We start from the raw sequence: 12,049 nt of genomic DNA, 5'->3' as shown, positions 1-12,049 counted from the left end.
AAGACCCGATGGGCGGAACTTCGGAGGTATGTCACGCAAAGTGTTCTTCGATACGGACCCTGGCTGCGACGACGCGGTCATGCTGGCGATGGCGCTCGGTCACGATGCAATCGATGTTGTCGGTCTCTCGACTGTCTGCGGGAACACGACTATCGAGAACACGACGCGAAACACCCACGCGATACTGGGGCTCGGTGGCTACGACGTTCCGGTAGCTCGTGGGTGTGGCCGTCCGCTCGTCGACGACCTCACGACCGCTGAGTGGATTCACGGCGAGAACGGACTCCACGGGGACATCCCCGACGTCGACGGCGACACACGGAAGATCCATGGAGCCGACGCAATCGTCGAAGCCGCCCACGAGTACGGGGAGGAACTGACGATTGCGGCCGTCGGCCCGCTCCCGAATCTGGCGATTGCGCTGGCGAAAGAACCGCGCCTCCCCGACCTCGTCGACGACATATATCTCATGGGCGGGGCGGCGATGACGACCGGGAACGTGACGCCGATGGCCGAAGCCAACTTCCACAACGACCCTGCAGCGGCCAGTCGTGTTCTGCAGGACGCGAACACGCGGATGGTCGGTCTAGACGTGACCAACCGTGCTACCGTCTCCCCCGAGTTCATCGAGGCGTTCCGCACGGCCGGCGGTGTCCGCGGGACAATCGCCGAGTGGCTCGACTACCGGCCCGACTCCGGGACCTATCCGACGGCCGACGCACCGGCTATCCACGACGCCGCTGTCGTCGCCGACATCATTGACGAGTCGGTACTCACCTTCGAGGAGTACTACCTCGATGTAGACACGACCGGCGGTCCTTGCCACGGGGCCGTCATCTGTGATGAGCACGGCACGACGGGCAACGACCCGAACAACCGCGTCGCTGTCGACATCGACGTGACACGCTACCGCGAGATTCTCGAAACCGGCATCGAAGCCTACGCGGCTGAGTAAGCCACTATCCGGCAGGCACAGAGAGAACGGCTGTCCGTGGCGTTATTCGTAGGTGTGGACGCTTCCGGTGGTGTTGCCCTCGATGTAGTCCCAGTCGTACTCCACGCCTAGGCCGGGGCCGTCAGGGACGCCAACTGTTCCGTCGTCGTCGACGGCGTCCATCAGATCGGAGTAGCCGCCCTCGTACACCGGCGGCTGGGTGTTCTGGCAGTCCGGGTGGACCAGCGCCATCTCGTAGTAGTTCGAGTTCCGGCAGGCGGCGATACAGTGGCGTTGGGCGGGGCCGGGTGCGTGGAACTCAACGTCGAGCCCAAAGGCCTCGGCCATGCGGGCCACCTTGATCGCACCGGTGATGCCCGCGTCGTACTCGGGGTCAGCCCGCAGGAAGTCGGTCGCCTCGCTGGCAGCGAAGTCGGACTTGATCTCCAGTCCGCGGATGTGTTCGGTCTGGAGAATCGGCGTATCGAGCTTCTGAGCCAGTTTCTTGTGGGCGTGCTGTGAGATGCCGCCGTCCCGGAACGGGTCCTCGTACCAGAAGAAGTCCTGTTCGTCAAGCGCCCGACCCAGTTCCAGCGCGTCGGCGAACGTCTCCAGTTCGCAGGCGGGGTCGTGCATCAGGTCCATCTCGTCGCCGACCGCTTCGCCAACAGCATGGACCGCCTCGACCTCGCGGTCGAGACTTCGGGCGTCGTCGCCGCCGCCCCAGCCGTGAATCTTGAAGCCACCGAAGCCCTCGTCCCGGCACTCCTCGGCGAAGTCAGCAAAGGCCGCTGGCGAGTCAAGCCCACCGGCGTCGTCGCCGTGGTACGTTGACGCGTAGGTGGGGATACGCTCGCGGTAGGTCCCCAGCAGTTCGTGAATCGGTGCGTCGTAGTACTTCCCCGCGAAGTCCCACAGCGCGATGTCGATGGGGCCGATGCCCATCCGATCATATTTCCGGAGTGCGCGCTTGCATTCGGACCAGTGTTTCTCGCGTTTCAGCGGGTCCTTGCCGATGAGGTACTCCGCGATGATGTTGTACTGGGCGGCTGCTGGTGAGTTTCCACCCACGTACTCGCCCGTGATTCCCTCGTCAGTATGAATCTGGACACCGAATAGTTTCCGCGTGGTTGTCTCACCCGGCGCATAAACCAGATTGAAGCCGTGTTTGTCCGTCCCTACGTCTTCGAGGGGGTACTCGAACTCTCGGCTTTCGATTTTCGTTATCGTTGGCGACATTTGCCGGACATACTGTGGTGGGGATATTAAAGCTACCCCGCGACAGATACGCTGTCTCTGTTTGAGTGGCCGACACAGCAGCGACCGGAACCACGGTTTCACTCAGTCCAGCGCGTCAAGGCGACGAATACCGGGCTCTCCCAGCCGAACCGAACAGCCGATGTACAGCGGTTCGATGACTCTGGGGTAGTCGAAGGACACCGCGTGTTCGTGGAGCACTTTCGGGTCGCCGGCTTCGCCCTGCCACATATCGTGATGTGAGGGAAGCAACCGGGACAGTTGGAGCTGGTTTGTGGCCTCGATGATCTCGTTTTCGTCCATATACCACTTTGTTCTGACACCGCAGTCCGGCTCGGGCTCGTAGATCGAGCCGACGGTGCCAAACGCCAGCGCGCCTACGTCGATGTCGAACCGTTCTCCGATGCCGGAAAATGCCTCTGCGGGCCGGCTATCGCCGGCGTGGAAGAACGTCCCGGCGTCGTGCTCGATGACGTACCCCACCGGTTCGATGGCGTCAGGGTCGTTCGTCCCGGTCACATGTACGGTGAAATCGCCGACAGCGAACTCGTCACCGACAGCGATCTCGTTGCGCTGCTCGTCGGGCACCCGCATCTCGCCGTCGTAGTCCGGGGAGTCATACGATGCCGACGGCGCGTACAGGTCTGCCCCTAAGTTCTCGACCAGCGGGCCGTACGACGGCGGATGCATGTGGTCGATGTGTTCGTGCGTGACGAGTGTCGCATCACACTCGGTCGCGTCGGCGGGGTCCATCGGCACTGGAATCATGCGGATGAGGTTCGGCGGGTCGCCAGTCCCGAAGTAGGGGTCGATGTACAGCGTCGTCGACTGTGAGCGAAGCACGAAGCCGTTGCAGCCAAGATACCAGATTACGACACCGTCGCCGGGATTTGTTGCTTCTATTTCGTCACGGACGAACCAGTCGTCCCACGTTGACTGTACCATACCCACTCCTGTGCCCGGCCCGCTGAAAAAATTTCGTGCCGCCACTCACTCCAGAGTAACCGTCGACTCCGCCTCGGAGGCCTCGTAGATGGCCTTAATCGTCTTGATATCGACGAGGCCGTGTTCGCCATCGGCGTAGGGGTCGGTGTCGGTCAGCAGACAGTGGGCGAAGTACTCGAACTCCTCTTCCATCTGGTCGATCTGTTCGAAGTCGATGTCGACTGTCGTCCCCTCGTGGGAAAGCTGGAGCGCACGGTCGTCCCAAGGGTAGAAGGCCGGTTCGACACGGACCTTGCCTTCAGTTCCGAGTACGGAGATGTGGTTATCGAGATGGGCGTTCTGGCTGGCGGTACACACCGCGTACACATGGCCGGGGAAGTCTAGCTGGAACGCGCCGTGTTCGTCTGGCACGTCGGCGAACTCTTCCTGAACCGATGCGACGGTCCCCCGGACGGCCACGGGGTCAGCATCCAGCAGGAATCGGCTCGTGTTCAGTGGGTAGAGGCCGATGTCCATCACGGCACACCCCCCCGAAAGCTCCCAGTCCAGCCGCCACTGGTCGGGGTCGGGGACGAGTTCGAGGATGGGTTCGGTCATGTTCCCGTGGACGAACAGCGGGTCGCCGATGTACCCCTCGTCGATGAGGTCCTTCGCTCGCCGGACGGCTGGCTCGGTGTGCATCCGGTAGGCGATCATCAGCGTCGCGTCGTGCTCGTCACAGACCTCGACCATCCGCTCGGCGCGCTCGATGGTGGCCTCCATCGGCTTCTCGCAGAGAATCGCCTTGTCTAGTTCTGCCGCGGTCTCGACGTAGGGGAGGTGGCGAGCGTTCGGGGTGACAATGTAGACAGCGTCGTACGCGTCGCTCGCGACGCCGTCGTGAAACTCTTCGTAGGTGATCGCGTGTTCGACTGTCTCCGACTCAGCTGCCACGTCGGCTGCCTTCTCGCGGTCACTGCTGACCAGCACAGTCGTTTCACAGAGGTCTCCCGCGTTGACGGCGGGCATCGCCTGTTCGGTGGTCCACCAGCCGACGCCGATCATCGCAAACCGAACCGGGTTGTCAGTCTCTGTCTGTTCCTGCCAGTCTCGACGGTCGAAGCCTCCCGTGAGCGCGTCAACGTTCATGCCACTGTCATCGACTGGCTGGATATTATCTTTTGTGTTGGCACGCCCATGTCAGCTCGTCCGATTCCAGAGCAGCGAATACTAGTTCACTCACTGCGTAAGCTAGTTCCGGCAGATGAGATGTTTGTTTGATATAGTGGAACAGAATGTCGGTCCCAGCTGCAGTTATTCTACAGCGGCCGGTCGGTAATTCGAGTCGACAAATGCTGTTTCGTGGCTTTCTGCGGGCCGTCATCGCCTATGACTCCGGACTTCCGTGTCGAGAATAACGACAGTACAACCGTTACGGAAGGTGTTCCATAATTATGAACGGCCGGTTGTGGGCGGAGCGCAACGGTTCGGTTGACCGGGGCCGCTTCGAAACTCTGTCCCAATTGCTGTGTTCACTGCGGTGGGATGGGACGTCTGTTATGACTGCCGACGACGAAACGGCGCTGTGTCCACCGACTATCGGTCTAACTTCACTTTTCACTGTACTCAGACTGGCCGGGCTAATGCATTTAGCGCCGGTGCAACCCGGATGCTGGGGCGCTGTTAACGAGAGTGGAACGTCTGTACGGGACAGACAGTGCCGATGCTGGGACCGTTCCACCTATCTAGCTATTTTGTAACAGAAACACCACTTCGGAGTCAGCGACGGTGGCCGCCTCGATTAGCTGTTGCGGTACACCGTCTTGATGTAGCTGAAGAACTCAAGTCCGGCGTCTCCCTGCTCGCGGTAGGTGTTCGTAGAGGAGCGCTTGAGGCCGCCGAAGGGAACGTGCAGCTCCAGTCCGGTCGTCTTCTCGTTGACCTTGACCACGCCGGATTCGGAGCGCTCGATGAACTCGTTCTCTTCCTCGATTCGGTCGGTCACGATGCTGGCCGAGAGACCGTAGTCGATGTCGTTGGCGACCTCGACACCTTCGTCGAAGTCGGAAACCGGAATGACGGCGAGCACCGGCCCGAACACCTCTTCCTGTGCGATGCGCATATCGGGCTCGACATCGGAGAAGACGGCCGGCGAGATGAAGTTCCCGGCGTCGTACTCTCCGCCGGTGAGTTCTTCGCCGCCCGTTTCGAGGGTCGCCCCCTCCGACTGTGCGATGTCGATGTACTCTAGGCTCCCCGCGAGCTCGTCCTCGCTGACGTGGGGACCCATGCCGGCCCGGTCGAGGCCGTTCCCGATCTCGAGGGACTCGGCGTAATCGACGACGGCGTCGAGGAACTCGGCGTACACGTCCTCGTGGACGATAGCTCGGGAGGTCGCCGTACAGGCCTGCCCTGTCCCGCCGAAGGCCCCGGCCCCGACGATGTCAGCCGCCTTGTCCACGTTGGCACTCGGCATGACGACCGTCGGGTTCTTTCCGCCCATCTCTGCCTGTGCGCGCTTTCCGTTGCTCGTCGCTTGTTCGTAGACGTGCTCGCCGACAGCGGCGCTGCCGGTGAACGACACCACGTCGACGTCGTCGTGAGTGGTCAGCCGTTCGCCGACCTCGCTACCGGGGCCACAGACTAGATTGATAGCGCCGTCCGGAATCCCAGCCTCATCCAGCGCCTCGACGATCATCGCACCGACGGTCGGTGCCTGCATCGCGGGCTTGATGACGACGGTGTTACCGACCGCAAGCGCCGGCGCGATTTTCCAGGCCGGAATCGCGATGGGATAGTTCCACGGCGTGATGAGCGCTGCGACGCCCATGGGTTCTTTCTTCGTCTGCAGGCCGGCCCGGCCGCCGCTGGGCTGTTTAACGGTACCCCCAAAGTCGCGGGCCTTCTCCGCGTAGTAATAGAAGATATCAATCGCACGCTGTACCTCGCCCTCGGCTTCGCCGAGCGGCTTCCCCTCTTCGCGGGTCAGCGTCTCCGCAAGTTCGTCTTTCCGAGATTTCAGGATTTCACCGGTCTCACGCAGGACCGCACCGCGTTCCGGGCCGGGCATTCCGCCCCATTCGTCTGTCGCTTCCGCCGCAGCCGCGACCGCTTCGTCGGCGTCGGCCGCCGAGGCCACCGGAACCGTGCTGACGACGTCAGTCTCGTCTGCCGGGTTCGTGACGTCCTGTGTCTCCCCGCTTCCGGTCCACTCGCCGCCGATATAGTTCTCATACGTCTGCGTCATACGTTTAATTCATCTCATTCCCAATACTTACGCGTTTCCCATCCCTCGCTGTGTCGCTTCGTTCGACGGTGCGGAACGACTCAGTTGACTCCGGTGTGTCACGGTGCCAATACTGAACAACAAGCACTGCAGTCGGTGCACTCACCGTCTCCGGTCTAACCCCGCATTCGTGATAACGGATTCACGGCGGAATCGAAATTGAGTGGTAAATAGCTACCGCTGTCAAACAGCAAAACAACACTATCTGTGTGCCAGATCTGTCACATCGTGGCAGTAGTACGTTGCGGTGCTTGTGTTGCCGGAAATACTACTGCCCAGTCTGTCGCTCGGTCCCGTGCTACTCGTATTCTGTCGCCGTGTCGCTATGACTGATCGCTGCTGCGGCCCCTTCTAGTATATAAATCTATTTCACAGTATAACATGTGTATGTATGTTATCGATTCACTGTTGACAGTTGCTGCTGGTGGACTGTTTGCCGTCGATCGGAATATCTACCGTAATTTGATATAGCGATATTTTATTTATAGCGATAAACATAATGACCTAGTGATCTCAGTCAGTCCGCTGTCGTACGTCCAATTCTCTCACCTCAGGTCAACCTACTGAACTAGCGACCCGGTTCGCTGCCCGATTTCAAAATCCAACTATCAATCAGACATATCTGATAGCAAATATTACATACTCCTACCCAGAATTTACTATTTAGAACTACCAGACGATACCGTCACCCGCTCCGAAATTGACGGACCTACTCGTCGCTGTCCACTCTTTCGAGAAGCGCGGCAACAAGTGCGCTCTTCCGGTGTGAGACTAACAGATGGCAGTAAATATCGTCTTCACTGTCCGCACCACAGTTACACAGCGGGCATCCGTATGTGTGGCTACCTGCCGCTTCGGTCGCTCGCTGCGGGATGCTGGCTCGCATATGCGGATATAGCTCTGTGCCGAACATAGCAGTTTCTAGGACCGCTATATCGCTCTCAATGTCCATATAGAGACAATGGTGTGTTCGCCGTCGGAAACAACACTATCCGGCCATCACTCTCGTATCCGGTCCAGCGCTGGCAAAAACTCTACATCCGTCTGTCGGCTGAGAGTGTCGCTGCTGCCGATCTCTTGTGTGGTTGTTGGACCCGTTCGAGGGGTCGACAACGTGGCTGACCGCGCGTCGCTCACCCAGTCGAGATGTCCGTATACGATCCTGCACACCAACCGAGACTTTGTCGGTCGTACAAACTGCCGAAACCGACGCACATCGAGAGTATCTGTTACGAATACAGCCGATTATACACCCATATTTCCTCTATCTGACTGTTGATGGAACTAATCTCTCTCAAAGAGCCACTTTGAAGATACTGCGTCGCTACCAGTATCACTGAACAATCCAGTAACCGACGGCTGCTCGCCCGCTCGTTACACTCACGGAATTATTGTGCTGCGCTCGCTCCTCTGACCGGTGCATTCGTTCGCCCATCGGCAGACACGCCGATAGAAGTCGTGAACGCTCGCTGTCCGCTTCGCTGTGGACGTATCACCGCTGCACGAGACCGGCAACGACCTGTATCGAGTATCGTTGTGTCCGGCCGGTCAGAACTGCGACCACGACGATGGGTCGCCACACAACAGGGAGTGAGCGCGCGACAGCACGGTAAGCACCACAATGGGAAACAACGCGAGGCCGATGAGCCCGATAAGCGTCTGTACGAGACTATACGCGACAGTCTGAATCAGGGTATCGCGGATCTGCAGATGTGCGAGTTCTTGCGCCAACAGCGCCTCAAACACCGACACGGACAGCAGTCAGAACAGCTGTCGGTCGACGACATGGCCCCAACGCCGCCCCCAATGGCGAACGTGTCCGGTGCCGGTAGCTCTGCCGGTGGTCGGTGTCTCGACGTTCATTTCATCGACAAGTGCATCGTGGTGGTGGTTAGGCTTCTGGCGCACGCGCTTGCGCGAGTTCGACTGCATCGAGTGGGTGCTTGAGCTGCGCCGTTGCAACCCAGTAGTTCACGACACCGAGAACATTGCCATTCCGATAACGACCAGAGCACCCAGCAGTGGCGACGGACGGTGTCCCACACTGGCGAAGCAGCAAATACTCCACATGCCGCCACGAGATAGACCAGCAGCGACACCAGTCCGACAACGGCCATGAGTGGCCGTCGGGTCACAGCCATAGCTGGTGAGACGTGCTGCCCGAAAAGTCACTCCGGTGGGCAGTACGGTGTTTCTGACCGGCAGGTCTCGGACCGGGGTTGCCGTCAGTGGCTATTTCATATAGCGCCTTACAGTTTATGAGGCACTGCTCCAATGATCGTCCCATTCGACGAAGCGCCTTCAGAACGGCTCAGACACCCACTCAAACTATGTTCCAAGCGGTTCCTGATGCGGGACGACACGTCTTTTTGACCGGCCTCCGGAACACACTGTATGCGAATTGCACGTCTTCTGACGGACGATGGGCCAGTCGCCGGCGAATACGTTGACGGCGTCGTCCACGCTGATGACGGCCAGTACACGGTCGGCCGTGATGGACGCCTACTCCCGCCGTGTGAACCGTCCGCGCTGTACTGCGTCGGCCGGAACTACGCCGCGACCAACGACCAGATGGACTACGACCGGCCCGAGGAGCCGGACTTCTTCATCAAGCCTTCGACGGCGCTACTCGCCCACGAGCAGGACATTCCGTACCCGACGTTCACCAACGAGCTCACCTACGCCGGTGAGTTAGCTGCGGTCATCGGTGAGCGGTGTCACGACCTCGACCCGGCCGACGTTCCCGACGCCGTCAGGGGATACACGATACTGAACGATGTCGACGCGCTCGACCAGCAGGGCCGAACCGCGCGGAAGGCCTTCGACGGGTCCGCGCCTCTGGGACCATGGATCGAGACTGCCGTCGATCCCACCGATATCGATATGCATACCGACATCAACGGTGAGCGCCGCCAGTCTGCCAACACCAGCGAGATGCTGTTCGGTCCCCACGAGGTGGTCGCGTACCTCTCGGAACGGTTCACACTCCGTCCCGGCGACGTCGTCGCTTTCGGCAGCCCGGCCAACCCCGGGACTGTCGAACCCGGTGACAGCATCGAGATAACCTACGACGGCGTCGGCATACTCCGCAATTCGGTCGTCGAACCATAACGGCGTCCGAGCCGATTGATTCGACCCGTAGCGACCTTCTTTGGTACCTTTTCGACAGCGTAGTGGATTCAGCCGCTTGGGTTCGATAAACTACTATCTGCTATACAAAATCACTGCAGTCGGGTCCGAATCGTCTCCGCGGTTTGCTCGCCGATGCCGTCGATAGCCGTCAGTTCCTCACCGGAAGCTGTCCTGACGTTGTCCACGCTACCGAAGCGCCGGAGCAGCCGCTTCCGCGTCTCGGGACCAATACCGGGTACGTCGTCGAGTGTCGTCGACACCTCGTCTCGTAGCGTCTGATGGTACTGGACGGCAAAACGGTGTGCCTCGTCGCGAATCCGCTGGAGCAGGTGGAGCTGCGGGGCGTCGTCGTCCCAGTCGTACACGCGGTCGGGCGTGATGACCAGCTCCTCGTCTTTCGCCAGCGCAACGGCCGGTATGTCCCAGCCAGTCTCGGCGAGAGCGTCGCGGGCCGCCCCGAGCTGGCCGTCCCCGCCGTCGATGAGCAGCAGGTCCGGGTCCGGCCGGTCGTCCCGGCCCTCGACGGCACGCGTGGCCCGCCAGCGGAGGAGTTCGCGCATGTTCGCGTAGTCGTCGTTTTGCTCGGTGAGCTTCTTCCGGCGGTAGTCGCTCTTCTCGGGCGTTTCATCGACGAAGGTGACGTTCGAGCCGACGGCCGACCGCCCTTGGGCGTGGCTCACGTCGAACCCTTCGATACGGCTCGGACGGTCGATGCCCAGCGCATCGGCCAGACGGCCTGTCTCGTCGTCGGTCCCGCCGCGCTGGCGGGCGTTTTTCAGCGCAAGGTCGACCAGCGTCGCCTCCCGGCCAGCGCCGGGCACGCCGAGCGTGACGCCCTCGCTCTCCAGCCATGCCTCGATGTCCGGATCGGCAGGAGCTTCGGCACAGAGAATTCGGTCCGGCAGTTCCCGTTCGGCGTAGTACTGCGGAATGAATGCTCGGTAGACTCCTGCTGTTCCCTCGCCGTCTGGGGCCTCTAGCGTGTGCCGGTCCCGTTCGACGAGCTTGCCGCCTTCGGCGTGAAGCCGGGCGACGATGGCTCGATCGCCCTCGATGGCGGCCCCGAGCACGTCCGTCGTCTGGTAGCCCGCGGAGTCACTGACTGCGGTGTCGCCCTCGCCGTGAAGCGCCTCGACCGCCCCGAGCTTGTCCCGGAGGTTCGCGGCGCGCTCGAACTCTTGGGACTGGGCTGCGGCCTCCATCTCGCGGCGGAGCGGGTCCGCGAGCACGCCGGTTTCCCCCTCGAAATACCGCGTGACCGCTTCCACGTCCTCGGCGTACTCGGCGTCGCTAATCTCGCCGGTGCAGGGCGCGGTACAGATGCCCATCTCGTAGTCCAGACAGGGTCGGTCCCGGTTGCTGTACTTGTGGTCCGAACACCCCCGTAGTCCGTACGTCTCCCGCAGGGCTTTCACAACCGTCTCGACCCGCCTCTTGTCGGTGAACGGCCCGTAGACGGTCGCACCGTCCTCGGGGTCTCGGGTCACCTCGATTCGGGGGACGGGATGGTCGGTCAGCTGGACCAGCGGGTAGGACTTGTCGTCTTTCAGCCGGACGTTGTACGGTGGCCGGTGGCGTTTTATCAGATTGGCTTCGAGCAACAGTGCCTGCGTCTCCGTGTCGGTGACGGCGAAGTCGATGGTCTCTGCACGCTCGACCATCTTGGCGATGCGCTCGCTCCGTGGGTCGGCATACGAGCGCACACGATCCCGGAGGTCGACGGCCTTTCCGACGTAGAGAACCCGGCGCTTGTCGTCCCGGCCCTGTTCGAACAGGTACACGCCGGGCTCCCGTGGCAGCGACCCCGCGCGCTCTCGTACCTCGTCGGCGTCCATTAGTTCGGGGTTGGTGCTCGGCGGGGTTGAACGTCACGGGAGCGGGTCGTCGGGCGGCGGTTGGTCCGCGTTCCCGGCCTCGGCAGGTGCCGCACCCGGGACGATGGCGGCTTCGATTCGCGCCACGACGCTCTCGTCGTCCGGTGCAGTCAGTTCGATGTCGTCACCGCCGGCGACGCGTACGACGAGCAGCCGGTCGCGGCTCCAGAGGTAGACCACGAGGACGACGACGGCGAAAGCCAGCGCGAGGCCGCCAAACAGGCGCATCAGGTCGTCTAGTTGCGCCATCAGTGTCAGCATCGTCTGGAGCATCCCCAGCATCCCGCCGATGCCGACAGCGCTTGCGGCACCGCCGCTGTCCAGCGAGACGTTGCCGACGAGACTATCAAGACTCACGGTCATCCCGGCGGCCACCAGCACAATACCGACGACCAGCGCCTTCACGCCGAGTTCGAGGAACGACCAGTCGCCGCTCGTGGTGACGTCGACGCCCTCGACGTTGGGGCGGTCGACCTGCCGGTAGTTCGACCCCTCGCGGTCGGGCGTGAATACGAGGACGCGGTGACTCGTCACGACGACCCCGCCACGGTTCAGGCGAACGTCCGCTTCGATCACCTCGCCGTCGTACAGGAGGCTCTCGGCCCGTGCGACCCAATCCATACACCCCGTTTACTGCGGACA

8 protein-coding genes are annotated in these 12,049 nt (G+C 61.4%); 2 read left to right on the top strand and 6 right to left on the bottom strand.

Translation table 11 applies throughout. From position 1 onward, the window contains the following. Positions 1-28 precede the first annotated feature (28 nt). On the top strand, positions 29-955 hold the full coding sequence (locus Har1129_RS13375; RefSeq protein WP_151101112.1) for a nucleoside hydrolase: 927 nt from the start codon (positions 29-31) through the stop codon (positions 953-955). 42 nt (positions 956-997) lie between these two features. Here Har1129_RS13375 and Har1129_RS13370 read toward each other — a convergent pair whose 3' ends face one another. The 4 genes from Har1129_RS13370 to Har1129_RS13355 all read right to left on the bottom strand — a co-directional run bounded on the left by Har1129_RS13370 (position 998) and on the right by Har1129_RS13355 (position 6,362). Beyond that, positions 998-2,173: a mandelate racemase family protein gene (locus tag Har1129_RS13370; protein ID WP_151101111.1), complete on the bottom strand. Its 1,176-nt coding sequence runs from the start codon at positions 2,171-2,173 to the stop codon at positions 998-1,000. 102 nt (positions 2,174-2,275) lie between these two features. Continuing rightward, positions 2,276-3,136 (bottom strand): MBL fold metallo-hydrolase, encoded by an 861-nt coding sequence (locus Har1129_RS13365; protein WP_151101110.1) that lies wholly within the window; start codon positions 3,134-3,136, stop codon positions 2,276-2,278. Between the two features lie 45 nt (positions 3,137-3,181). Continuing rightward, positions 3,182-4,264, bottom strand: coding sequence for a D-xylose 1-dehydrogenase Gfo6 (gfo6, locus tag Har1129_RS13360; protein ID WP_151101109.1), 1,083 nt, complete (start codon positions 4,262-4,264; stop codon positions 3,182-3,184). Positions 4,265-4,916: 652 nt separating this feature from the next. Then, positions 4,917-6,362 carry an aldehyde dehydrogenase family protein gene (locus Har1129_RS13355; RefSeq protein ID WP_151101108.1) on the bottom strand — a complete coding sequence of 482 codons (1,446 nt, stop codon included), beginning with the start codon at positions 6,360-6,362 and terminating at the stop codon, positions 4,917-4,919. Positions 6,363-8,795: 2,433 nt separating this feature from the next. Here Har1129_RS13355 and Har1129_RS13340 point away from each other — a divergent pair. Then, positions 8,796-9,512, top strand: coding sequence for a fumarylacetoacetate hydrolase family protein (locus Har1129_RS13340; RefSeq protein ID WP_151101106.1), 717 nt, complete (start codon positions 8,796-8,798; stop codon positions 9,510-9,512). Between the two features lie 110 nt (positions 9,513-9,622). Here the strand turns inward: Har1129_RS13340 and Har1129_RS13335 are convergent, their stop codons facing one another. Together Har1129_RS13335 and Har1129_RS13330 are read right to left on the bottom strand one after the other, a co-directional pair. Beyond that, entirely contained in the window at positions 9,623-11,368 is a 1,746-nt protein-coding gene (locus Har1129_RS13335) for an excinuclease ABC subunit C (RefSeq protein WP_151101105.1), read from the bottom strand. A gap of 33 nt (positions 11,369-11,401) precedes the next feature. Further along, positions 11,402-12,028 carry a hypothetical protein gene (locus Har1129_RS13330; protein ID WP_151101104.1) on the bottom strand — a complete coding sequence of 209 codons (627 nt, stop codon included), beginning with the start codon at positions 12,026-12,028 and terminating at the stop codon, positions 11,402-11,404. Positions 12,029-12,049 lie beyond the last annotated feature (21 nt).

This window comes from Haloarcula sp. CBA1129 (assembly GCF_008729015.1).
In the GTDB taxonomy this organism is placed as follows: domain Archaea; phylum Halobacteriota; class Halobacteria; order Halobacteriales; family Haloarculaceae; genus Haloarcula.
This window is presented reverse-complemented; position numbering and strand designations above follow the sequence as displayed.

Coding starts and splice junctions, on each gene's coding strand:
- Har1129_RS13370 (WP_151101111.1), bottom strand. CDS start 2,173: ATGTCGCCAACGATAACGAAAATCGAAAGCCGAGAGTTCGAGTACCCC.
- Har1129_RS13335 (WP_151101105.1), bottom strand. CDS start 11,368: ATGGACGCCGACGAGGTACGAGAGCGCGCGGGGTCGCTGCCACGGGAG.
- gfo6 (WP_151101109.1), bottom strand. CDS start 4,264: ATGAACGTTGACGCGCTCACGGGAGGCTTCGACCGTCGAGACTGGCAG.
- Har1129_RS13340 (WP_151101106.1), top strand. CDS start 8,796: ATGCGAATTGCACGTCTTCTGACGGACGATGGGCCAGTCGCCGGCGAA.
- Har1129_RS13355 (WP_151101108.1), bottom strand. CDS start 6,362: ATGACGCAGACGTATGAGAACTATATCGGCGGCGAGTGGACCGGAAGC.
- Har1129_RS13365 (WP_151101110.1), bottom strand. CDS start 3,136: ATGGTACAGTCAACGTGGGACGACTGGTTCGTCCGTGACGAAATAGAA.
- Har1129_RS13375 (WP_151101112.1), top strand. CDS start 29: ATGTCACGCAAAGTGTTCTTCGATACGGACCCTGGCTGCGACGACGCG.
- Har1129_RS13330 (WP_151101104.1), bottom strand. CDS start 12,028: ATGGATTGGGTCGCACGGGCCGAGAGCCTCCTGTACGACGGCGAGGTG.